This window comes from Streptomyces sp. NPDC090741, assembly GCF_044769045.1.
Lineage (GTDB): Bacteria > Actinomycetota > Actinomycetes > Streptomycetales > Streptomycetaceae > Streptomyces.
Window position 1 is genome coordinate 84,609 of the sequence record NZ_JBIVXF010000006.1, and the last position, 23,227, is coordinate 107,835.

15 protein-coding genes and 2 pseudogenes are annotated in these 23,227 nt (G+C 69.9%); 9 read left to right on the forward strand and 8 right to left on the reverse strand.

Going from position 1 to position 23,227, the window contains the following annotated elements:
- Positions 1–36: 36 nt before the first annotated feature.
- On the reverse strand, positions 37–543 hold the full coding sequence (locus ACIQU4_RS18010) for a hypothetical protein (RefSeq protein WP_403731201.1): 507 nt from the start codon (positions 541–543) through the stop codon (positions 37–39).
- Between the two features lie 603 nt (positions 544–1,146).
- Between ACIQU4_RS18010 and ACIQU4_RS18015 the strand changes: the two genes are divergently transcribed.
- Positions 1,147–2,190, forward strand: a complete 1,044-nt coding sequence (locus tag ACIQU4_RS18015; protein WP_403731204.1) for a terpene synthase family protein — start codon at positions 1,147–1,149, stop codon at positions 2,188–2,190.
- 973 nt (positions 2,191–3,163) lie between these two features.
- On the opposite strand, the gene ACIQU4_RS18020 is transcribed toward ACIQU4_RS18015, so the two are convergent.
- The gene (locus tag ACIQU4_RS18020) at positions 3,164–7,738 is read right to left on the reverse strand and encodes an aKG-HExxH-type peptide beta-hydroxylase (RefSeq protein WP_403732093.1); all 4,575 of its coding nucleotides are present in this window, start codon (positions 7,736–7,738) and stop codon (positions 3,164–3,166) included.
- Between the two features lie 167 nt (positions 7,739–7,905).
- Positions 7,906–8,373: a hypothetical protein gene (locus ACIQU4_RS18025; RefSeq protein ID WP_403731207.1), complete on the reverse strand. Its 468-nt coding sequence runs from the start codon at positions 8,371–8,373 to the stop codon at positions 7,906–7,908.
- A 905-nt stretch (positions 8,374–9,278) separates the two neighbouring features.
- Here ACIQU4_RS18025 and ACIQU4_RS18030 point away from each other — a divergent pair.
- The 6 genes and pseudogenes from ACIQU4_RS18030 to ACIQU4_RS18055 all read left to right on the forward strand — a co-directional run bounded on the left by ACIQU4_RS18030 (position 9,279) and on the right by ACIQU4_RS18055 (position 15,070).
- Positions 9,279–9,731, forward strand: a complete 453-nt coding sequence (locus tag ACIQU4_RS18030) for a hypothetical protein (RefSeq protein WP_403731210.1) — start codon at positions 9,279–9,281, stop codon at positions 9,729–9,731.
- Between the two features lie 502 nt (positions 9,732–10,233).
- Entirely contained in the window at positions 10,234–10,665 is a 432-nt protein-coding gene (locus ACIQU4_RS18035) for a hypothetical protein (RefSeq protein ID WP_403731213.1), read from the forward strand.
- A 305-nt stretch (positions 10,666–10,970) separates the two neighbouring features.
- Positions 10,971–11,612: pseudogene (locus ACIQU4_RS18040) on the forward strand (ISL3 family transposase); the annotation flags it as partial.
- A 235-nt stretch (positions 11,613–11,847) separates the two neighbouring features.
- Positions 11,848–12,474 carry a transposase gene (locus ACIQU4_RS18045; RefSeq protein ID WP_403731216.1) on the forward strand — a complete coding sequence of 209 codons (627 nt, stop codon included), beginning with the start codon at positions 11,848–11,850 and terminating at the stop codon, positions 12,472–12,474.
- 126 nt (positions 12,475–12,600) lie between these two features.
- Positions 12,601–13,053 (forward strand): annotated as a pseudogene (locus ACIQU4_RS18050) (MerR family transcriptional regulator); the annotation flags it as partial.
- Between the two features lie 280 nt (positions 13,054–13,333).
- Complete coding sequence (locus ACIQU4_RS18055) at positions 13,334–15,070, forward strand: PKD domain-containing protein (RefSeq protein ID WP_403731219.1); 1,737 nt, start codon at positions 13,334–13,336, stop codon at positions 15,068–15,070.
- 149 nt (positions 15,071–15,219) lie between these two features.
- Here ACIQU4_RS18055 and ACIQU4_RS18060 read toward each other — a convergent pair whose 3' ends face one another.
- The 4 genes from ACIQU4_RS18060 to ACIQU4_RS18075 all read right to left on the reverse strand — a co-directional run bounded on the left by ACIQU4_RS18060 (position 15,220) and on the right by ACIQU4_RS18075 (position 18,600).
- Positions 15,220–15,459, reverse strand: a complete 240-nt coding sequence (locus ACIQU4_RS18060; protein ID WP_403731221.1) for a hypothetical protein — start codon at positions 15,457–15,459, stop codon at positions 15,220–15,222.
- A 272-nt stretch (positions 15,460–15,731) separates the two neighbouring features.
- Positions 15,732–16,865, reverse strand: coding sequence for an FAD-dependent oxidoreductase (locus ACIQU4_RS18065; protein WP_403731224.1), 1,134 nt, complete (start codon positions 16,863–16,865; stop codon positions 15,732–15,734).
- Between the two features lie 715 nt (positions 16,866–17,580).
- Entirely contained in the window at positions 17,581–17,940 is a 360-nt protein-coding gene (locus ACIQU4_RS18070; RefSeq protein ID WP_403731227.1) for a DoxX family protein, read from the reverse strand.
- A 165-nt stretch (positions 17,941–18,105) separates the two neighbouring features.
- The gene (locus ACIQU4_RS18075; RefSeq protein ID WP_403731230.1) at positions 18,106–18,600 is read right to left on the reverse strand and encodes a cupin domain-containing protein; all 495 of its coding nucleotides are present in this window, start codon (positions 18,598–18,600) and stop codon (positions 18,106–18,108) included.
- Between the two features lie 81 nt (positions 18,601–18,681).
- On the opposite strand from ACIQU4_RS18075, the gene ACIQU4_RS18080 reads away from it, so the two are divergent.
- Positions 18,682–19,533 carry a LysR substrate-binding domain-containing protein gene (locus ACIQU4_RS18080; RefSeq protein WP_403731233.1) on the forward strand — a complete coding sequence of 284 codons (852 nt, stop codon included), beginning with the start codon at positions 18,682–18,684 and terminating at the stop codon, positions 19,531–19,533.
- Positions 19,534–19,749: 216 nt separating this feature from the next.
- Here ACIQU4_RS18080 and ACIQU4_RS18085 read toward each other — a convergent pair whose 3' ends face one another.
- Positions 19,750–21,813, reverse strand: coding sequence for a HelD family protein (locus ACIQU4_RS18085; protein WP_403732095.1), 2,064 nt, complete (start codon positions 21,811–21,813; stop codon positions 19,750–19,752).
- A 543-nt stretch (positions 21,814–22,356) separates the two neighbouring features.
- Here ACIQU4_RS18085 and ACIQU4_RS18090 point away from each other — a divergent pair.
- Positions 22,357–23,073: a DUF6333 family protein gene (locus tag ACIQU4_RS18090; protein WP_403731236.1), complete on the forward strand. Its 717-nt coding sequence runs from the start codon at positions 22,357–22,359 to the stop codon at positions 23,071–23,073.
- The last annotated feature ends 154 nt before the right edge of the window (positions 23,074–23,227 follow it).

Sequence of the window (23,227 nt, forward strand, 5' to 3'; positions counted from 1 at the left end):
GCGGCGCGCTGGGTGAGGCGCCGAGCAGCGAGCCGTCTACCAGCGCCATCCCATGCGCATCGGAGGCGTATGAGCGGCAATGCTCTCCTTGCGCTCCCGTTCATGCGCCCGCCCCCAGGTGCCGTACGGGCCGGTCAGTGGCAGTCGGTAGTGATGGGGGTCGCTCAAAGCGACGAGGAAGGGCAACTCCTGGCAGCGGCCGGCCGGCTCCTCGAAGCGCCAGCCGTCGCTCCCGACGGCCAGCACCGGCCCGGTCTGCCGGCACCGGCTGTAGTCGATGAGCCCGGACAGGTCCTCGACCGAGGCCGGCTTCGCCCGCCGCATCCCTTCCCGCCACTCAGCCGGCACCTGCCCGTAACTCGGATTGTTCAACAGCCAGAACGCTTCCAGCGCCTCACGCACAACCGCCGCGGAAACCGTGACCAGCCCGTCCGTCCACAACCTGGGAGAACCACCGTCGCGACACGCGCGGAGAACGTGATCCAGAGTGGCACCGTTCGGGCGGATCTCACCCTCAAGGGCGGCAGGAATGTCGATGTACAAAGCCAGTCCCTTGCTGACCATCGAACGCTCGCGGTTCCTGCCCCCGGACAGGAAGTGCTCCTTCCGCCTATCAGCGAAGGCGCGACATCCGGCAGCCACCGCAGCCTCATACCCCATAGCCACAGGCGACGCCTCGGCCCACTCCCCGTACAACTGACAGATCACATGCCCCCCTGCCGATCAGCCTCAGGGACGCGCCAAACGAGCGCGTCCTCCCCTCATGGTCACCGGGCATAACACGTCCTCCAGCCGCCCACCCGTGCCCGGACGCGAATCCTTCCCTGCTTTGAAGGCACATCCGGACGCACGGCATGTCACCCGTACGCGACAGCCCTCCCGCACCCAGCCGTTGACCACGCACGGCAGAGATGATGGCGCTTCCTGAAATCGGTTCTGACCGCGCTTCCGTGATGACTACGCCTGGCGGGTTGGGGAGGGTGCGTGGTCCTGGCCTACGGGTGGTGATCTTTTGGCCGCATCGCGACTACTGCATGCAGAGAGATCCTGACAGATTGTGATCAGTGGTCGGGGGCGGTGTACGGCTGCTCGAACGCTCCCGTCGGGCGGGGCCGCTGCCGCCGCCTGGGGAAAGGGGCGACAGTCATGGAGTCGTTCGAACTGCCGAAGTTCTGGATGCCGTACGAGAGCGCGGGGGTCAATCCGGGACTGGAGGAGACTGACGGGCCATTGTGGGCCTGGCTGGACGCCCAGCATCTGGCCGACGCGGCGGCGGCCCGTGAGTACGTACGGCGGACCCGCCCGACGCTGGCCTCGGCTCTCTACCACCCCAACAGCGAGTCGACCGCCCTGCTGCCGCAGGCCCAGTACATGGCGTGGGCATTCATCGTGGACGACGAGCTCGACGACGGGCCGATCGGGCGTGACCCTGCGGCGTGCGAGGCTGCCATCACAAGGATGATCGCGGTATTCGACGGCGATGTCGCGGACGACCCGCTGACCCGAGCCCTGGGGGACCTGTGGCCCCGACTGGCCGAGGGAAAGTCGATGAGCTGGCAGAAGAGTTTCTGGGCGGGCCAGGCGACATGGCTGTGGACGACGTACGTCGAGGCGGTCAACCGGGTCACCGGGCACATCCAGAGCGTTCCGGAGTACCAGCAGCACCGGTGCAATTCGATCGGCGAGTACATGATGATGGACCTGTGCGAGGTCGGTACCCGCATCGACCTCCCGGATGCCGTGCGCCGCCTTCCCGCCATGAGGACACTGCGCCAGAGCGCCGCCGGCCAGATCGGCACGTTCAACGACATCTGCTCGGCGCGTAAGGACATGGCCGCCGGGAACCGGCTCAATCTCGTCCTCCTCCTCAAAGAAGAGAACGAGTTGAGCCTTCAGGAGGCCGTGGAGCGAGCCAACGGCATCGCCACCGACTGGCTGACGAAGTTGAACGCGGCACGGGCCGCGCTCGGAGGCCAGCTCGACGCAGCCGGCATCACCGGCGACACCCGCGAAGATGCGCTCGCCGCCGCCGATAACGTCATCGCCCTGGTCCGCGGGAACTTCGACTACCACTTCATGGCCGAGCGGTATACCGACCCGCTCGAGAGGAACATCGGCGCACCGGACTACGTCGGGGACCTTCTCCGTACCCCACAGCCCCGCGGCCGAGCGAACCACCAGGTCGGCTGAGACGGCCGCCTGGGCACGTATCCGCAATCGGGCATAGGCGTCACGGAAAAGCGGTCAGAACCCTGAAATCGGCCACCCGGCGCTCAGGGTGGCTCCAGACCTGCTCACCGCATCTCCCCAGCAACGCGCGAGCTGACCTGCGGTCGCGCGGCACAGCGGAGGGGCCGGCCGATAGCCAGCCAGGTCCAGGGGCGGGCTGAGCTGTCCAGGGTGGGCGAAGCCCAGCGCGAAGCGCCGCCGTAGGCGCCCTTGACCGCTCGGCACGGCCCGCACACTGCGCGGTTGGTCGGCCCCGAATCCACCACCCGGACCGCGCTCGCGCTCGCTCCCCACTCGGTTCAGACGCGGAGCAAGTGGGGCGAGGAGTAGGGGTGGTCGTTTCCAAGAATTGCCATCAGAGAAGCAAGACCCCGATCCGGGCCGCACGAACGAGGCCGGAATTCAGCGCGCCTCGCACCGGCGCCGGTGAGCGCCGGGCCAGGATGGGGCACCGTCCACGCCAGCGGCAGGGCACACCGATCGGCATGTCCTTGCGTGATCCTGATGATCCTTTGTCCGGCTGGGTGCTCCCGCACGATCCGGGTCCAGGCCCCGATCTGTCCCACCTGGACGGCAGTGACCCGCTGGTGGAGGAATGGCTGCTGTCCGACCATCCGCAGCCACCTCATCGACGGATGCCTCACCGGAACCCGACTCACATTGACGACACCACGGCTACAAGCTCAGTAACGCCAACCGCGGTCGTGGTGGCCGCATAGCGGGCACGGCGCAGCTTCTCCGCTGCCTTCAAGTCGGCTTTCAGGGCATTGGCTTTGCTCTCGCGGACCCGGGACAGAGCGCGACGCTGAGCCGGTGTCGCGGCTTGGGCGAGATAGGCGGTACCCAGGTGCGGCCCGGACCCGAACGTCGGATCCGGACGGTCACCGTGATGCTGAGCACGAAGGCGGAGGCACCCGTCCCGCTACGGCAGCGATCAGCGCAGGCCCATGAAGGGCAGGCCGGACGTGACGTCCGCCTCCTCGACCCGGGCACCGATCCACGCGGCCAGTGCGACCGAATCCGGTGCAGAGCCGGAGAGCGTACTCGCGCGGGCGTGGACAGCCCGGACCACCTCCGGGCAGTGGGTGAGCGACCGCAGGGCCGCCGACCTGTCCGCCGCCGCAGCGCCTGGCATGATGTCGGCGCCGCGCACCGTGAGCAGGAGCCGGGACCAGGGGTCTGCCGGCAGCAGCCGGGGCGGCACGCCGTCGCCCGAGCCCCGGGGCGACGGACCGGCCGCCGCCCGGCACAGCAGCGCCGTGTACTCGTTGAGCGAGGGGACGTCAGGGTCAGGCCGCACCGTGACCGTGGCCACGGTGTGACGCCCGCGCGTACGGTGCGGCGGGCGCGACGCACCGGCCAGCCAGGCATCGGCGAACTCGGTGACGACCCCGGCCTCCGGGCGCAGGTGGTGCATGCGCCAGCGCACGCGATGGGCCAGCACGGCATCATCGGCCATCGCAGCCAGCGCGTCGGGTACGACGGCGTGGTCGGTCCAGGCGTCCGCCGTCTCGCGCATCATACGGGTGAACTCCCTCCCGGACGCAGTGAGATGAGGGGCGGAACACAGAACCGCGTAGGCGTCCAGGGTCTGGCGCCGCCAGTAGGTCAGCTGGAACTGGCACCGGCGGAGCAAGTCCCCCTCGGCGCGGCGTGCGAGCCGCCGCCAGAACTCGACCACGCCGAAGAAGGCAAACACTCCGTGGAAGAAACCGGGCAGGGGGCGTGGGTCGTCCCGCCACGGCGCGTAGTACAGCGGACCCTCCGCCCCTTCCGCCTGGTCCTCGACGTACAGGTCGACGGAGTCCAGAACGGCGTTCAGCTTCATGTGCCGGAACTCGTGGACCAGGGTCGCGGCCAGTTCCACTGCGTCCGGCGGACTGCTGAGGACCGCTCCGCCGAACGCGTCGGTGCCCGAGACGGACGTCATCACCGCGCCCCGCGCCGAGGGCAGGGGTGTCAGGGCCGTCAGGGCCGATGCCATGGCTTCGGCCTGCCGCGGCACGGTCTCGGCCAGCAGCGCCGCCGCTTCGGCGGTCGTACGCCGCCAGTGGGCTGACTCCTGCGCGCTCAAAGGGGAGGGCACGGCCGGGCCTTCGATCCCTCGGTAGGGGTCCGTGTCGTCCAAGACCAGGTCGAAGGCGGCGGACCCGGCCGGTGCACTCACGCGGTCCGCGGGGATCCACCCCCGGGGAGCGCGCGCGCCAGGCCCGGGCAACTGGACCGTGGTGGGCCCGCACTTCACCTCCACCTTGCGCGCTGACGCCACGATGCGCGCCGTGGTGCTTCCGGCCGTACGCAGGTCGACGCTGCCCAGCGTGGGCAGCGAGACGAACCTGTCGCGGACCGGGAGCTGAAGGCTGAACGCGATACCGGCCCTGATGCCGGCCGCGGCCGCTACGGCATGCAGGTGCGGGAGATCTGCGGACCCCGGCCCGGACGAACCGCCCGGCACGGCGCCGCAGGAGCTTCCTGGCGCGGCGTACAGCGCTCGCAGGGCCTGGCTCAGCCAGCGGCCGACGGACGGATGGAGCAGAACGGCGGTGACGGCTTCGGGGTCGGCGCGCCCGGCCTCCGACAACAGGTCGCGTACCTGCCGGGGCAGGTACGCGAGGCGCAGGAGGTCCTCCAGAGCCCTCAGCCGCGTGGCCCACACCTGTGCCTTGAGCTGCCCCATCAGGACGAGGTCCTCCTGGCCGGTCGCCAGCATGCGCAAGTCGGCCCGGCTGGGGAAATCCTCCGAGGCGACGCGCTCCCTGCTGACCTCCGCGGCCGGGCGATAGGTGCGGTGCGGGGACCCGTACGGCTCCTGGGACCGTCGTGGTGCCGGGCTCCATTGCGAGACTCCTCCCCCCATCGGGTTCGATCCGCCACGGCTGTGCCAGGGGTGGACGAACCGGGACAGGGCCCGGTCCGTGCCCGGCGCTGCTGCGGCGCCGTCGCGCTCCGTGGAGAGGACGTCCACCAACCGGAGCGACGCGGGCGGGTTCGCGGGAGTGGCCGGCGGCGACTCCACGGCGTCGGATTCCTGGTCCATGGTGATACCTCCGCGGGACGACTGGGGCGCCGGGGACGGCGAGGCCTCCGGCGGGCCGGGCTCCCAGGGTGCGCCGGGCCCCTGGGCGGCAAGGAGTACGGCGGCAAGGTTTCGTTCGCAGACGGCAACGTGGGGATGGTTCTTGCCGAGGCGTCGCACGGCACCCGCCAGGACTTCGCGGAAGTGCTCGGCGGCAAGGTCCGGTCGGCCGAGAAGGTCGCAGACGGTCGCCAGTTCGTGCCGGGCGGCGAGGACGTCAGGGTGCTCGGGGCCCAGCCGGCGCTCGGTGGTCCGCCAGATGTCGGCGAACTCGTCCCTCGCCCGCTCCAGGAGTCCGGGTTCCGTCTCGTGGTCCCGCAGAATGCGGGCACGCTCATGGCGAGCCAGGAGCACATCAGGATGGTCGGGAGCCAGCACGCGCAAGTACTCCCGTACCGCCCGCTCGGCGGTCTGCGCCGCCTCAGCGGGATGACCTGCGTCACGCAGGGCGCGGGCGAGGCTGATCTCTATGGCCGGCACGTCGAGCTCGGCCGCCGCGCCCAGCGCCCTGACCCCCCGGACCACGTCCCGCAGTTCGACGACCGCCTCCTCGTGCCGGCCACGCGTGTTCGCCAGTCCCGCCAAGTCGTGCCGGACGCGCAGGATCCCCAGCGGGCTGCCCTGAGGGTTCCGGCGGCGCATGGCAAGTGCCGCGTTCATCTCCGCCTCCGCCTGTTCGTACCTGCCCAGTTCGCGGAGCACGCGGGCCCGCCCGGTGCGTACGGACTGCAGGTACGGATGGTCGGGCGGGAGCGAGTCCGCGCCGACTCGTGCGAGCTCCTGGTACAGCCGGTCCGCCGCGGTGAGATCTCCGTTGTCGCGCAGTGCCCAGGCAAGGTGGAGCCGGGCGGCGATGGTGGCGGGGGACCCATCGCCGAGGAGGCGTGCCCTGAGCGCGCAGACGACGTCGAGCTCGGCGATCGCCTCGCCGTACAGTCCCACGGTGTTGAGGTATTGCGCGGCGCCGGTCGACGGCTCCGTCGCCGCCGCGGCGAGGCGGGGGTCCACCGCCTCGCCCAGCCGGTCCACGCAGTCCGACAACAGAGGTAGGCCGGCGCCGCAATGCGGTGCGAGCGCCTGCCACATGGGCCAGTCCGGGGGGCTGGCCGGCTGCAGCGGACCGGTGACCTGCAGCAGGAGTGCGGTGATCAGGCCGAGCAGGTGCGGAGTCAGCTCGGCGAACTCGGGATGGGCCCGGCCGGCGGCTCGGACCATGGGGTGGATGGTGAGTCGTCGGCGGACGGCGTCGCCCGGAGTGTCGACGGTGCCCCGGACCACCTCGACGGTGATCAGCCTCAGTCCGGCCAGCCCGTCGAGGGCGGCGAGCAGCCGGGGATGATCCGGGTCGTCGAAGAGAGGGCTCTGGGCGAGGATCTCGGAATCCAGGAGTTCCAGATAGGGCAGGGGCGCTGGTCCGAAGGTACACAGCAGCCGCAGCAGCGGACGTGCCAGCGCTATCCCCTGACGGTGCAGGAGGTCGAGGGAGAGTTCCCAGGTGCTCACGAGCGCCCGCCGGGTGCGCTCATGCGGTTCGAGGTCGATGTCCGGATCGGCGGCCATGTCGCCCAGGCGCGCGTCGAGACTGCGGCGATAGCCGACGAACGTGTCCGGCACCGACGGCGACGGCAGCGTGCTGTCCAGTGCGCGGGCCAGATAGGAACCGGCGAGGTCGAGCGCGAGCGGGAGCCCTCCGAGGTGAACGGCCAGCTCCTGCGCCTCCCGTTCCCTCGCCTCCGGCGTGGTTCCGGCTTCAGGCGCCAGATCGCACAGCACCTGGGCTCCGTCCTCGGGCGACAGCACGTCGACGCCGACCATACCCACCCAGCCGCTGCCCCACCGCGTACCACGGGACTCACGGCTGGTGATCAGCACGGAGCCCCATGGCCGGGCGGGCTTGCGCAGCCATCCGGTGCCACGGGCCGTGGGCGTGGGCCGGACGGACAGGACGGCGGGGTCGTCGATGTTGTCCAGGACGAGGAGCCACGGCGTGGAGAGGGCGTCCAAGCGCTCCCACAGCACCTGCGCCGGGTGGGCGCCGATGAAGTCGGCGGGTTGGGCCCCGGCGGCAAACGCCACCGACCGCAGGGCCGAGTACAGCGACCCGTCCCCGGCTTCCGAGGCCTCCGGCACCCACCACACCTGCGTCGACGCATCCGCGAGCCGGTGGGCCGTTTCCAGGGCGACCGTGGTCTTGCCGCACCCGCCCATGCCGGACAGCACCCACACCCCCGGCAGCGCCGGATCGGTGTCGCCCTCGGCACGCCGCCTCACCGCGGCGGTCAGCTCGGCCACGAGCGCCTCGCGCCCCCGCAGCCGGTCCGCGGTGACCCTGCGGTGCGGAAGCGCGAGGGGCAGGGTCGCCTCCGCCGGCGACGGCCAGGCGGGAACACGGGCCGTGGCGGACCCGAGCGGGTCGGGACCCGGGTCCCACACCGGCGGCAAGCCGTAGAAGGTGAACTGGGCTCCGTCACCGATGGAACCGAGGGAGATGCTGTTGTGGTCCGCCCGGACGGAGCGGCCAGTGAACTCTTCCGTCCCGGATCGTGGCTGGGCGGCCCCAGGGGACCGGGGCGCAGGTGGGCTCTGCCATGCCGGTCCGTTCAGCCCCGGGACGGATCCGGCTCCGGAGGGTGGCTGACGCTGGCACCTCCGTTGATCGTGAAAGCGGCGATCGAGTTCTGGGTGGAGCTGACACTGACCTGGCCCCCGGACACGGCGACTCCGCCCTGCCCTGCCGTCTCTCCGCCTTGCGGTGCCCGCCCGCGCAGCAGGGCGTCCAGCTCCTGGGCAGCGGAGGCCCGTTCGTCTCCCCGCAGGTCCTCCAGCCGGGCAGTGATGCGCGTCTGCCACATCACGGCCTGATCGCGGCGTGTGCCCTCCTCGGCGCTCTGGAGCTCCGCCTCCGTTCCGTCCAGGTGCTCCAGCGCGTCCTGCTCGCGCTGCTCGTCGCCGCGCCCGAACCACCGGGCCAGCGCGCTCCGCAGCCCACGCCATGCGTCCGTACCCGCGGCCTGTACGACCGCCGCGCCCCCCGCCGCTGCCAGCGCGACCAGCGCCTGCTCCAGCATCCCTGCCGCCCCCTCCCGAAGCCAGGCCCTTCCCCCACCACGGTAGCCCGACAGCCGGTGTCCGCGCCCGGACTTCCGCGGAGAAGGATGCCCGCGTGACACCGGGCGCAGGCACAAGGCACGGGATCGTCTGCCGGCCACGGCCACCGGTTCACCCCTGGACCGCCCCCACCACTCTCGGCCCGGCAACACGGCTCGACGACGCCCAGCGTCCGATCGCGGCCGACCCCGCGTGCCGCGATGGTGTGGCTGGCCTGGAGCAGCTCCGCGGCCCGCGGGGGCAGGCGTAGGGGTCGGAATGGCCTGGAATCGACAGAGTGGCGCGAAGGCGCCGCCTCGCATGGACTCTGGCCCGGATGCGAGACGGCAGAGCCTGTGGTCAGCCGTCGGGCCGACCACGGCCAGAGAATGAAGACGCTCTCGTGAAAGAGCACCACGACGCCGAGGAACAGTGGTTGCTCGAAGGGGCCAGCCGCGAGGGCCTGGCCCGGCTCCGTGGCGCGCAGCGGCGGGCCGTGCAGGCCCGCGTCCGCGCCGCCCGCCACCGGCACCGGCACCGGCACCGGCACCGGGAGAACGGCCTGAACCATCCCACGCGGGCGCTCGCGCCAGCTCCCGCGCTGCGGGCCGATGGCTGTGGACACGAGAACGGGTTCTGGCACACATTCCGTGAACGACCTTGCTGAGTCTCCGCCAGCAAGGCGGTGTGCACCACGTGAGCTGCCCGGATTCGATGTCACGGCAGGCTGATGAAGCCCGAATCGGGATCGTTCACGGAACGTGTGCCAGAACCGCTACCCGTGTGCAGAGCCACAGGGCTGACCGTCGGCTGCCGGGCCGCCCGGGCGGGCCGCCGATATCCTGGGAACGAGATCGGGGGCTTTCCTCATCCGGAAGGCAGCACAATGCGGCGTCGATACCTCATGCTCCTCGCAGCCCCGCTCCTCGCCTCCTCGGTGGCCCTCGCCCCCTCCCACGTGGCGCAGGCCGGAACCGCCGGGACGAGCGGGGTCAAGCAGGCAGTGAAGGTCACCAAAGTCGAAGTGGTCACCCTGCTGAAGCCAGGGGAGACTGTCGAGTGCAACGGCACTCCCGTGGCCATGGCCTTCGACGGAAAGATCACGGCGACCGGGCCGGGCACGGTCCGCTACCACTGGACCGTGAACGCCAGCCGCGCCCGGGTCTCCCCGGGATCCTTCGCCTTCGGCGCGGGCACCTCCACCAAGGTCGTCCTTCAGGTCGTGGACATGCCGGCGCCCAGGAACGCCAAGGCGGTGACCGGGTACGTCACGCTCCACCTGCCGGACCAAAAGAAGAGCGTCCGCAGCCAGCAGGTGACGTTCCCCTGCAAGAAGTGAGCCCTGCTTCTTCATGCGCTTCAGCAACAGCTTCGAAAGGCTCCGCCGGAACAAGACAGCAGGTGATGCCTGGGGACGGCAGTGGCGCGGCCGCCAGCGAGTCCACCAGCAGGTCCGTCCGGGCCGACTGCGGTTCTATTCGATGCCCCGCCACCGCCGACCGGATGCTGGCCGCGCAGCAGCACGCCGCCGACCAGTTCGGCCTGCGAGCCACCGGCCGCCGGCTGTGGGAGTACCGGGCCCGGACCCTGTCGACGGCCGCCGGACCGCACTGGCTCCGCGTGGTCTGCGCCGCGGCTGGCACCGAGGGCGGCAAGCTGTCGAACGGCCCGTCCACCTGCCGCGCCCTACCTGCGGCGCTGCCACGCCCAGACCTGTCCCGCATCCGGGACTGGACCACCGAGGGCTACGCCTACCGGGCCGAGCTGTACGCCTACGCCCCCGACCCGATCGTCTCCCCGCGTCCCGCCCTCGACGAGGATCCCGGCCTGCCCGATAGGTGGTGGAAGGAGATGACGGCCGCCCTGGACACCACGCCGAAGTTCCGCCGCCGGCGGACCGTGAGGCCGTACGGGAGGAGTATCTGCGCCGCGTCATCCCCGAGTTCACCGGCCACCAGGTCGACGCTGTCACCTGGACCACCGCCCACGGCGACCTCCACTGGGCGAACATCACCCGTGACCTGCACATCCTGGACTGGGAGGGCTGGGGCCGCGCCCCGTACGGCTACGACGCGGCCACCTTGTACGTGTACGCGCTGCTGACCCCCGAGGCCGCCGCCCGCATCCGAACCGAGCTGGCCCCCGTCCTGGACCGGCCTGAGGCCCGCACCGGACTGCTGACCGTGTGCACCCAGGTCCTCCAGGCACAGGACCACGTCGACTTCTACGCCGAGCTGGCCGGCCCCATCCGCGAGCAACTGGCTCACCTGTAGCCGCGGCGGGCACCCATCCCGGTGGCTGCGTAGGTGAGAGCGGGGTTCTGGCACAGATCTTGGGGAGCGGTCGTGGAGCGTCACCTAGGTTTTCGATTGTGAGGGGCGGGGTCGCGTGAGACCGCGTATGCCTTGTCGCCTGGCAGCCGGAAATAACGCTCCGTCAAGTTCCTGGTCACCTCTGCCCTGGTCGGCTGTGGACGGTGATGGTGCTGGCCATGCGGACCGATGCATCGTTCTGGGACTCGCTCGTGTTCGACGGGATCGACGACGTGGACGTCGTGGCGGTGACGGCCGCGTTCGGCATGGTCGAGGTGGTGGCGAGAGGCCGGGTGACCGGGGCGGAGTGTCCGGACTGCGGCCGCTACTCGGACCGGGTGCATGACCGCTATCAGCGCAGGTTGAAGGATCTTCCACTCGCTGATCAGGGCTTCGTGATCCGGTTGGCGGTCCGGCGTTTCATCTGTGGGGCGGCGGACTGTCCACGTCGGACGTTCGCCGAGCCGTTCTCCCGGTTCGCAGCCCCGTACGCACGGTTCACCACTCGGCTCAACCACGCCTTGGAGCGAGTGGGGCTCGCGCTGGCCGGGCGGGCCGGCGCCAGGCTGGCCGCCGCCCAACTGGGCTTCAACGCGGGAAGAATGACGCTATTACGCAGGGTCATGGCGCTGCCCGATCCGCAGTTCAGCACTCCGCGTGTGCTGGGCGTGGACGACTTCGCGATCCGCCGTGGCCAGACCTACTCCACCGTCTTGACCTGCGTCGAAGACCATCGCGTGGTTGATGTGCTCCCGACGCGTGAAGTCGGGCCGCTGGCCGCGTGGCTGATCCGTCACCCAGGTGTGCAGATCATCTGCCGGGACCGGGCAGGCGCCTACGCCGAGGGCTCCCGTCGCGGTGCGCCCGATGCTCTGCAGGTTGCTGACCGGTTCCATCTGTGGCAGGGCCTCGGCCGGACCGTGGAGACCTGCGCCGCTGCTCACCGCGACTGTCTGCGCAATGCTTCGCCCAGCGGCATTCTGGCGGAGGCGACCGTGGGCTCCGTCGGCCACAGGGCGACTCGGACCCCGTCGGTCGGCGGGCCCGAGCGTAAGAAGGCCGCACGCACTGGTCCACGAGCTGCTTGCCCAGGGCTACTCACGCCGGGCGATCGCCCGGCACCTGGGCTGGGGCCTCAACACTGTGCTCCGGTACGCGACCGCCGCACGCTGGCAGGACACCTTCCGCGAGAACAGGCCTCGGTCCAGCAGGCTGGACCCCTACAAGCCCTGCCTGGAGCGACGATTCGCCGCGGGATGCACCAGCGCCACCCGACTGCACAGCGAACTGGTTGCCGAGCACGCTCCCGTCACCTACGCCATGGTCCGAGCCCACATCGCCACCTTGCGCGGGGCCACGCCCGGGGCGCCGCCCCGGACGCCGACGGTGCGGCAGGTGACCGGCTGGCTCACCCGCCACCCCACCGCCCTGACCGAGGAGGACCGCGCCGGCCTGAAAGACGCCCTGGCCCGCTGTCCCGAACTGGACACAGCCGCCGGGCATGTCCGCGACTTCGGCGAGATACTCAGCGGCCGCCTCGGCGCCACACTCCCTGACTGGATTGACGCAGTCGACGCCAGCCGGCTACCTGGCCTCACCGGCTTCGCACTCCACCTGCTCCGGGACCTCGACGCCGTGACAGCCGGACTCACCCTCAACTGGAGCTCCGGCAGCATCGAGGGCGCCGTCAACCGCATTAAGAAGATCAAGAGACAGCTCTACGGTCGAGCCGGATTCGAACTACTCCGCAAACTGATCCTGCTCCGGTAACGCCTCGCGACGATGCTGGTCTTTCGCTGGTCGGGTGTTTCTGGGCATCTGCAAAGAGCCCGTGGTCCTCGCAGGAAGTCTTGGCCCCGGTTGAGTCTCCCGTGGGGGGAGACAACAAGCTGGGGCATGGACAGCGACACGCTCTATTCCATCGGAGAACTATCCCGCCGGACCGGCCTGACGGTGAAGACCATCCGGTTCCATTCCGACAAGGGCATCGTCCCGCCAACCGACCTGAGCCAGGCGGGATACCGGCTCTACGGCCTCGACGCACTCGCACGCCTGGACCTAGCCCGTACGCTGCGTGATCTTGGGCTCGACCTGGCGACCGTGCGCAAGGTGCTGGACCGGGAGACGTCCATACCGGAAGTCACGGAAGCACACGCCAACGCCTTGGACGAGCAGATCCAGACTCTCCGCCTGCGCCGGGCAGTACTCCGCGCGATCGCCAGAAGCGGCCCCACCACCATGGAGATGGACCTCATGCACCGACTCGCCACGCTCTCCCAGGCCGAACGACGCCGCCTGGTATCCGGTTTTATCGACGACATCTTCAAAGGCCTTCACACCAACCCGGACGGCGTGCCGGCATTGCCTCACACAGCGCTGATGGCACACGGCCAGGCCTGAGTTTCCTCGCCTCACCAACCTGCGCCGAACACCGGCACGAGCCGTCGGCCCGCACGGAACGGCAGACGCCCTCCTGTCGATCGCAAACCGCACAGTCGGTAAAGCATTGACCCCTATGGAGTGAATCGCGCCAGAACCCCGTGACCCTTGGCCGGAACCATCCATACGGTGGCCCCTCTTCGCTCATCACCACAACTGGGGGGGGCCGGTGCGCAACCACCGACTCGTAATGACCGCTGCCTTCGTGGCGGCCGGTTTCGGCATCATCCCGGGCATCGCGCAGGCGGCGGATCCCGTACCTGTCGCGGCCGGAGTGGCCGAGGCGATCGCCGAGGCATCCACGTCCGAGGGCTTCCACAGCCCCGCGGATCGCACGATCCGTACCACCCTGCCCACCGCCACCGAGGGGAAGGCCAAGGCGAACTCCAAAACCGCTGCACCACAGAAGGCACAGGCTGCGCGAACCGAGCAGGCCGCGCCCGCGCAGAACGCGGAGGCCGCACCGACCGAGCAGGCCGCACTCGACGCGGGGGCCAACCCGGCCCTCGCGGTCGATGTCAGCGGCACCAGCTACACCGCGCACGGGATCGAGCTCACCGCCCTGATCACGAGCGCCGACTTCGCGCTCGACATCGTCATCGACTGGGGCGACGGGAAGACCGACACGGTCACCGCCCAGGGCAACTACGAACTGCACCACTCGCACACGTACGACAAGTCCGGCGAGTACCAGGTGCAGGTCAAGGTGACCGACACGGCCAATGCCGTCCAGGCCACCAACGGCGGGGCATTCCTCACCCCCGGCGCCGACTTCACCCCACACACTCCGACCCGCCTCCTCGACACCCGCAACGGCACCGGAGCCGCGGTCGGCAAGGTCCCCGGGCAGGGCTCCGCCCGCGTCAAGGTGGCCGGCAACGCCTCCGTCCCGGCGGGCGTCACCGCCGTCGCCCTCAACGTCACCGTCACGGAGACCGTCGACAGCGGCCACGTGACCGTGTGGCCCGGAGCCGGCTACGACCGCCCGAACACCTCGAACCTGAACTACACGGCCGGCCGGTCCGTCCCGAACATGGTGATCGTGCCCGTAGGCGAGGACGGGTACGTGGAGCTCTTCAACGGCGGCTGGCAGCCGGTCGACCTGATCGCCGACGTCACCGGCTACTTCACCCGGGCCTCGGCGAGCGGCTACACCTCGATGTCGCCCGCCCGGTTCGTCGACACCCGAGAGGGCGTCGGCACGGCCCGCGGAAAGCTCGCCGCCCGCAGCGCGTTCACCACACGGATCGCCGGACTGCAGGGGGTGCCCCAGAACATCAAGGCCGTGGCGCTGAACGTCACGGTGACCGAGCCCGAGGGGCCCGGTCACATGACCGCCTTTTCCGGCACCGGGCCGGTACCGACGGCGTCGAACCTGAACTTCGTACCCGGACAGACCGTGGCCAACGCCGTGATCGTGCCGGTGGCCGAGGACGGCACGATCAAGATCTTCAACGGGGCCTGGTCCCCGACCCACGTGGTCGTCGACGTCGTCGGCTACTACAGCCCGGACAGCAAGGCCGCCTTCCTGCCCTTCACCCCATTCCGTACGCTCGACACCCGCGAGGAGGCGTACGGCTGGCCCGGCGGCAGGTTCCGGGCCCGGGAGTACATCACGCAGGCGTTCACGCCCGAGGCGGCGGCGGGTGTCGAGGCCTACGTGCTGAACGCCACCGTCACCGAGACCCGCGGCACCGGATTCCTCTCGGTCGCCCCGAGCCCGTACGCGCTTCCGGCGGAGGGCGAGCCCGCCGCACCGGCCGGACCGCGCCCCGTTTCCTCCACCCTCAACTGGACGACCGGCGACACGGTCCCCAACCTGGTCCAGACGAGCGACGGCGACCACGGCGTCATCACCTTCTGGAACCAGGGCCATGAGGACGCCGACCTGGTGCTCGACGTCTTCGGTGTCTACCAGACGAAGTGACCCCCGGGGTGGGGCTGCAGTCGGCCAATCCGTTCGACGAAGGGAGTGGCCGCTTGCAGCGGCGCCAGCCGAGCTCTACGGCGGTCCTTCAGCCACTTCTCGAACAAGCGGACCTCGGTGAAGGCAGGCATCTCGATGCCTCCCGCCTCCTACGACGTCAGCGGACGGCCGAGGAGGAACTCGGTCTCTGCCTGGAGCGTGTGCTGCGCAGCTGCGCGCAGTTGGGTCAGCGCGTCTGCGATCAGGCGGGTTATCGCTTGCGGCAACGGGGCGATTGCCTCAACCATCGCCTTTGTCCGGCCAGCGTCCTCGGCCTCGGCAAAGGCCAGGGGTCCTGCTTCGCTGTAGGTGTGGATCAGCCTCAGAGCACGGTCCATGGTGTGGTCCACGTGGCCGAGCGTGGCCGCGACCTGAAGTTGGTGCTCGGGCAGCCAGTCGTAAGGCTTGTCGAGGAGCTCATGGCGCTGAGCGTAGACAGCGAGCCCGAGCGTGGGAAGCGGGAGTACTCGTGAAGGGATGGGCGAGAGACCGGGTCCTCTGCCAACGACTTCGGGAGTCCGTTCATCGCGCGCCCGTGATCAATGTCCATGAGCGCGGCAGCCACTCCGCTCAGGCTTGACCGAGGCCGGGACGAAGGGCATCGGACCGGCGCCTCAGCGGCTCATTGGTGGCCCTTCTCGGTGACCATGTTGATCAGACCCTGGGCGGTGTTGTGCTCGGAGTCGATCCCCGGGACCTCTCCGCCTTCAAAGGTGGCGGGCTCGGCGCTGCGGGGGAACATGGCCTGCTCGTACTCGGTGAGCGCGGCCTCGACATCGTCGGGGTGCGCGGCGAGGGCCTTGCCGAGTTCGGCGCCGTCGTACATGGCCAGGTTGGCGCCTTCGCCGTTCGGGGCCGCGAGGTGGGCGGCGTCGCCGAGCAGGGTGACCCCGGGCACCCGGTCCCACCGGTGCCCGGTCGGCAGGGCGTAGTGGGGGCGCAGGACCGGCCCGGTGTCGCCGTCGGTGATCAAGGCGGTGAGTTCCGGTGCCCAGCCGTCGAACTCGCGCGCGATCCGCGCGGTGGCCGCGGCGGCATCGGTGAAGTCGATGGCGGCGAACCAGGCCTGTGGCCTGGTCAGCGCCACGTAGGTGTGCAGGGTGTCGCCGCTTTCCCGGTGAGCGAAGATCTCCCTACCCGGCGCGGGCGCGATCAGCATCCCACCACCGACCGCTTGCGCGGCGGCCGGGTGGCGGGTGTCGGCGTGGAACAGGTAAGTCTCGACGAACGACGTGCCGGTGTACTCGGGCGTGGCGGTGGAGAGCAGTGGCCGTACCCGTGACCACGCACCGTCCGCGCCGACCAGCAGGCTGGTGACGACGGTGCCGCCGTCGGCAAACGTCACCTCGTGGCGGCCCGAGCCGAGCGCGCGGGTGCTGCTGACCTTGCGCCCCCACCGGACGGCGGCGGCCGGGAGTGAGTCGAGCAGGATCTGTCGTAACTCGCCGCGGTGCACCTCGGGGCGTCCGCCCGTGCCGTCGTCGGCCTTGTCGAGCATGACGGTCCCGTCCAGGTCGAGGACCCGCATCGCCTGGCGGCCCTCCAGGACAATGGCGTGGAACTCGTGCATCAAGTCGGCCGCCTTGAGCGCGAGCTGTCCGTTGTAGTCGTGGATGTCGAGCAGGCCTCCCTGCGTGCGCGCCGTCGGAGAGGACTCCGCCTCGTAGACCGTGACCGGGATTCCGTGGACGTGAAGGACGCGGGCCAGCGTGAGTCCGCCGAGTCCGGCGCCGATGATCGTGACAGGTATGTGCATGGTGACTCCTGGGGATCGGGGCCGCCCGGTGAGCTCCGGCCGGCCGTTCTCTGGAAGGTTGCCGGACCTCGCCGGCAAGCCACCGACATCGAACCGGCAGCCGCCGATGGATGACCGACAGCGCATGTCAGTCCCGACACCTGCCCGGAACGGGATGCGGCCCGGCTTCCGGGTCGATCGTGCTCACGCTCGCGTTCTCGCGTCGCTCCGCCGGCGACGAAGCCCAGCCCGCACTGGGTACGGCGAACGGTCCGACGGGAGGAGCGGCCAGATGGCTGCGGCGGCGCCGACCAGGGTGCCCAGGCCTACGACCGCCGCACTCTTGCGTCGCCCGGCGGTCCAGGAGGGGCCTTCGTCTTGTCGGGCCTGTCCGACGTTTGCCGCTGGCGCTGCCCGAGGACTGGGCTGCCGCGGCGTTGACGGGGGCGCGGTCTCCGTGAACGACGACGTGGAACGTACGGTCCACCTGGCCGGGTCGCATCTTTGAACGAGGGGCCCGGCAGTCCGCAAGCACCGCGCGCCCGGCGCGGCGGCCGAAGCCGGCGAGCACGGCGGCCCGGTGCCCGGCCTGGCGTTCTTCGCGCAGCCACCCCGTCCGCACCGTCGCCGGGTGACGGGTGCCGGGTGCCGGGTGCCGGGTGCCGCGGCGAGAAGTAAAGCGGCCGTGGGGCGGCCGGCCCGGCAGCCGCACTCCCCGGTCGAAGACTGTGCTTGTTCACAGCCGGACGGCCAGCCAGACGGTCACGGCCGCGGTTACGGTGAGACCGGTGTTGAGTGCGATCCGGCGGTCTTGGCCGCTCAGGTGAACGGCGATCGCGCCGATTTGCAGGAGTGCGAAGCCGATGGCCGCGGCCGGCGCCAGCGAGGGAGCGATGCCGGTCAGCGGCGGCAGTACCAGGCCGGTCGCGCCGAGTATTTCGACCGCCCCCAGCGCCCTGAGGGCGAGCAGGGGTATGCGGTCGACCCAGGCCATCATCGGTCGGAGTTGATCGCGGCTGCGGATCACCTTCAGCGTGCCTGCGTAGAAGTAGAAGAGCGCGAGCAGTCCGGCGACGATCCAATAGGCGATGTTCATGGTTCCCGTTCATGGGGCCCCGGTTCGCGGGGGCCTGTCGATTGCGTCGAGTGTCAGGGCAGCACCTGGAGAAGGCCCGTCCGTCGTCCGAGGGTTCGGACGCGAAAGGCAGGAGCGCCCCCACAGGTCGAAGGAGGACGGCCGAGCCGTTCCGTCCGGTCAGCCTCACGCGAGGTCAGTGGCGGGCTGTGTCGCGTAGCGGCTCATCGCGTCGATGTTGGCCTGTGGCGTCAGCGGCCCGCCGTCGGCGAGCACCTCCTGAAGGTCTCGGAAGTACTGCACGTACAGGTCGGGTGTGAATGTGCTGAGCATGACGGCGGGTTGGTCGGTCAAGTTGGCGAAGGTGTGCGGGGTGCCCGGCGCAACCGTGACGAGCGTCCCCGCGTTGGCGTCGTAGTCCTCGTCCCCGACGGTGAACCGCACGTTGCCGGAGAGGACGTAGAAGCCCTCGTCGTGTTGGCCATGGCGGTGCTGCGGCGGACCCTGCGTGTGCGGGGCGAGGACGGACTCGGTGATCGCGAGGCGGTGCCCGGTGTGGCTGCCGTCCTCCAGAACGCGCATGCGCGTGGTGCCGAGAACGATCGTCTCGCCGTCGCGAGGACCCACCACCGATACGGCGGGGTCAGCCTGCGGCTCGCTGGTCCTGGTTTCTTCGGTCATGTTCACCAGTGCACCGCCGGGACCTCGCCGGTGTCCAAGACCTGTTCAGCAGTGCCTATACCTCATGGGTATCGTTGCAGCGTGGAGCTACGAACCTTGCGCTACTTCGTGGCGGTCGCCGAGGAACTCCACTTCGGCCGGGCCGCCACCCGACTGCATATGAGTCAGCCGCCGCTGAGCCGGGCGATCAAGCAGTTGGAAGCCGAAGTCGGGGCTCTGCTCTTCGCCCGCTCGACCACCGGCGTCACGCTCACGCCGGTGGGCACGGTGCTGCTCGACGAGGCGCGAGCCCTACTCGACCACGCCGACCGCGTCCGGGTACGCGTGAGCGCAGCGGCCGGCGTCGCGACCATCACCGTCGGCATCTTGGGCGACGGCACCGACCCGGGAGTGGCCAGGCTGGCCGCCGCCTACCGCCGAAACCACCCCGGCATCGACATCCACATCCGCGACACCGATCTGACCGACCCGACGTGCGGACTGCGCGCCGGACTGGTCGACGTCGCCCTCACCCGGGCGCCGTTCGACGAGACCGCCCTGACGGTGCGTGTACTGCGTACCGATCCGGTCGGCGTGGTCCTGCGCGCCGACGACCCGCTGGCCCGTAGCGACCGACTACGGCTGGTCGAGCTCCGCGACCGCCGCTGGTTCCAGTTTCCGCGGGGCACCGACCCCATCTGGCAGTCGTACTGGAACGGTGGCAGGCCGCGCGAGGGACCAGTGGTACGCGCCGTCCAGGAGTGCCTGCAGGCTGTGCTGTGGAACGGCACGGTCGGACTGGCGCCACTCGGACACGGCCTGCCCGCGGGGTTCACCGTGGTACCGCTGATCGACATGGCGCCGAGCCCAGTGGTGGCGGTGTGCAACGAAGGAGACACCAACCCGTTGATCCGATCATTCATCGAGATCGCGGCAGCCGCGTACCGCCACTGAGCATCGGCGACAGGACCAGGGCCACAGCACGGAGCGCAGCCGTCCCGGGCCGCGTTACACGTCCCAGAGAGAACGCAGCTGCCCACTGGTCGTCGGATGCGGAGGCGACACGGGGCCGGACGGGCTCAACATGTACGTGCGGACCGCAAGAGCCGGTGATGTCGTAGTCAGCGAAGCACGCTTCTGCGCGGCCGACCGGGAAGACCACGGCTGACGTCAAACGGTGATTGTGCAGAGGCGCTTGGTGGCCCGGGTCAGGGCTACGTACAAGTCCCTTTCCCCACCGGGGCGGGCCGTGATGATTTCCTCGGGGTTCATGACGACGACCCCGTCGAATTCCAGGCCGCGTGCTTCGGACGCCGGCACGATGCGTGCGTGGTGAGCGATGCCCTGGGCCGTCAGCTCGCTCACCCTGGTGTCCGCGCAGATGACTCCCAGAAGCTCGCCCGGGTGCGCGGTGCTCTGGGCGCGGAGTTCCTGAACGACGGCGGTGACCGACCCGTCCGGAGGTGTGGTCACGGTGCGAGGGCTCTCACCGCTTCGCAGTGACCGTGTGGGCTTCTGGTCCGGAGCGATCCGCGTGAGCAGGTCCCGGACGCTCTCCAGGATCTCCTGCGTGGTGCGGTAGCTGACGGTCAGGTTGTGCAGTTTGAACCGCGGTCCGACGTGGGGGCTCAGCGCTTCCTTCCAGTCGCGTGCTGTCGAGACCGGGCCCGCCTGGGCGAAGTCACCCACCAGCGTCATCGCCCTTGCCGGGCAGCGGCGGACGATCATCCGCCATTGCATGGCGGTCAGTTCCTGCGCCTCGTCGACGACGACGTGCCCGTACGTCTGCTCGGGGGGGCCGTCGACCAGGCTCGCCGCCTCGTCCAGCAACGGCACATCGGCATCGGTCCACGGATCGTCCGGACCGCGCAGCAGAAGGGACCGCTCCTGCGCGGTCAGGCGGGGCAGGCGCTCGGCGAGAGCGCCGGCGTTCGTCAGGAGCGCCTTCACGAGGTCACCGGGTACCAGCCGCGGCCACAGCACCTCGACCGCTCGGTCGACGCCGGCGTCGTCGAGGAGGTCGGCTCGGATGGCGTCCAGGTCCAGCTCGTGGACCGGACCCGGGTCGGCCGCGCCTTCGGCACGGCGCTGGGCGGCTCCCGTGAACCGGTCGAGGTTGATGCCCGTCATCCTTTCGGCATCGGCGTCGATCTGCTCCAGGAGGTCGCCCATGTCTCGTTGCATCGCGTCGGTGAGGGCGTCGACCAAGAGCTCCTTGAACACCTGGCGCGCGGGGTTGTGCCCCGGTGCGGCTGCCACGGCGGCGGCGCGTGCCGTGGCGACTTCCTCGCCGGAGAGGTGAACCAGTTCCTGTCCGACCCGCACGGTGAAGTCACCGGCGGGGGCTTGGTGGACGCGCAGCAGGCCGGCCAAGGCGTCGGCGAGGTCGGAGCTGCCTTTGAGACGCGCCGTATCGAACGGGTCCACCGTGTCCGTGGACACTCCGGCCAGTTCCCGGCAGGTCGCCAGAACGACGTCGTTCTCTCCGAGCGAGGGAAGGACCTGGGAGATGTAGTCGAGGAACCGGGCGTTCGGGCCCACCACCAGGACACCCTCCTGCGCGGCGCGCGGGAACGCGTACAGGACATAGGCCGCCCGGTGCAGGGCGACCACCGTCTTGCCAGTGCCGGGCCCGCCCTGCACCACGGTCACCCCGCGGTGGGCGGAGCGGACGATCTCGTCCTGCTCGGCCTGCAGCGTCGCGACGGCCGCGTGCATCCTGCCCGTACGCCGTGCCGACAGAGCCTCCGTCAACGGACCGTCTCCCACGACGTCCTCGTCGGTCGGGGCGGTCCCGTCCAGCAGTTCGTCGCTCACCGAGATGACCGTGCGCTCCTCGAGGCGCAGGTGCCGGCGCCGCCGCAGGTCCATCGGGTGGACCGGTGTCGCCTCGTAGAAGGGCCGCGCCGCGTTCGCGCGCCAGTCCACGAGCAGAGGCAGGTCATCCTCCTCCGTATGCAGTCCGATCCGCCCGATGCGCAGGGCCGTGCCATCCGTCCAGTCGATGCGCCCGAAGACCAGCCCTTTTTCGGCGCCCTCCAGCCGGCCGATTTCCTTGGCCAGACGCTCGGCGGCGATTTCTCTCTCGTATGCCTCACCGGCGTTTTCCGCCGGGACCTTCAGCACACTCGCTCGGTGTACTCGTGCCTCGGAAATCCGCTCGGTGAGCAACTCATATAAGGAGGACACATAATCCCGCTCCGATTCAACCGCACGCACAGCGGAATCATTCATTTTCGACAACAGGGGGCTCCTTCGATTCGAGCCACACCATACGGCCAAAGTTCCCTAAAGGTAAGTCTTGACTTACTTGGCAAGTCATGGCCCTACGACTGAATCCATGACGGCTGACCGTATGGCGCGTCACGCATTCCGCCGTTCCGTATATCGCCAATTGCGCTCCCGATGCCCGCCTGCCTTATGGCGAGCCCGCCCTTGGATGCAGGCGATGTTTTGCCGCGCTAGGGAAAGGGGCGAGGATCCACCTCCCTGCGGACCTGGGCGCAGGCCGGGCCGGAAGCGGCGGAGGGCATCGCCCGCGACGTCATCAACTTCGCCGTGCAGATCCTCACCGAGGACCACGAGGACGTCGCCGATGTCCTGCGCCGGCTAGAGGCGGTCGGAGTGGGTCAGGCCCTCGATGCGCACCCCGCACCCGCCGGTTCCTGAACGCGACGAACCTGGGCAGGGGTGAGTTCCACCAGCGCACGGGGCGCACACCTGTCGAGGAGCTGGGCGGCGGCACTTCTGTCATCGCCGGCCGTTACGGTGGCCCGCATGAACGAGAACACCTACTGGACCTCTGCGCCGGACCGGATCGTGCGCGGCTCGATGAGTCTGTGCCACCTGACAGCGTTCGAGGCGCCATTCAACGTCGACGCCCGTAACCTGCCCCCCAACGACCCTGAGCGCGCACGCGCGTTCGTCGAGTCGTTCGAGGGCATCGAGGCCGTCCTGGAGGACCTCGGGCCGCGCTCCGCGCAGACCCCGCTCCCATCGGCAGCACGGTCCGATCTGGACATCGTGCACGCTGCCGCGTGGGGCGGCATGTTGAGCATCGTGACTCCCGCGTTCGCGACCGACGGCAACGACGAGCCGCTCCGGTCGGCGGCGAAGGAGTTGCGGGAGCGGTTCCCGGATGCGCGGATCGTGGGACGGGTCTCCTACCACGGGGGGATGGAGCACACCGAGAACATCGTGTGGTTGCCGGACGGAACGATGTTCCACGCATCGGGATGGCCGGATGATGAGCCGTTCGTCATCTCGGGCGATCCGCGTGCGGTGATCGCGTCGCTGGATCTCAGGGGGTGGATGGTGGACAACGCCGGCGTCGACCTGAACGTGCCCGCGAACGAGGTCTACTGGGCGGGCCTGGGGGGCTTGGCGCTCGGGCAATCGGATCCGTGGGGGTGGGAGGAGATGGAGACGACGGCGTTCCGTGTGCGGCACTCCGAAGACGCGGTGAGGGACATGGAGAGCTTGTACTTCGTCTAGGCGCAAGTCGGCTGGTGCCCCTGGGGCCGGGGGTCGCGACGTGTGAACTGGCGTCCTGCGCAGTGGTGTTGAGGCTTCGTCGACACGCTTTAACTCGTCCTTACTTGTGGCAGGTGGGGGCTATGGTGGTCGGGCGGCGCGTACACGTCACGGG

Excerpts from the sequence above, each read along its gene's own strand:
- ACIQU4_RS18015 (WP_403731204.1), top strand. The coding sequence starts at position 1,147 with ATGGAGTCGTTCGAACTGCCGAAGTTCTGGATGCCGTACGAGAGCGCG.
- ACIQU4_RS18025 (WP_403731207.1), bottom strand. The coding sequence starts at position 8,373 with ATGCTGGAGCAGGCGCTGGTCGCGCTGGCAGCGGCGGGGGGCGCGGCG.
- ACIQU4_RS18030 (WP_403731210.1), top strand. The coding sequence starts at position 9,279 with ATGCGGCGTCGATACCTCATGCTCCTCGCAGCCCCGCTCCTCGCCTCC.
- ACIQU4_RS18055 (WP_403731219.1), top strand. The coding sequence starts at position 13,334 with ATGACCGCTGCCTTCGTGGCGGCCGGTTTCGGCATCATCCCGGGCATC.
- ACIQU4_RS18065 (WP_403731224.1), bottom strand. The coding sequence starts at position 16,865 with ATGCACATACCTGTCACGATCATCGGCGCCGGACTCGGCGGACTCACG.
- ACIQU4_RS18070 (WP_403731227.1), bottom strand. The coding sequence starts at position 17,940 with ATGAACATCGCCTATTGGATCGTCGCCGGACTGCTCGCGCTCTTCTAC.
- ACIQU4_RS18075 (WP_403731230.1), bottom strand. The coding sequence starts at position 18,600 with ATGACCGAAGAAACCAGGACCAGCGAGCCGCAGGCTGACCCCGCCGTA.
- ACIQU4_RS18085 (WP_403732095.1), bottom strand. The coding sequence starts at position 21,813 with ATGAATGATTCCGCTGTGCGTGCGGTTGAATCGGAGCGGGATTATGTG.
- ACIQU4_RS18090 (WP_403731236.1), top strand. The coding sequence starts at position 22,357 with ATGAACGAGAACACCTACTGGACCTCTGCGCCGGACCGGATCGTGCGC.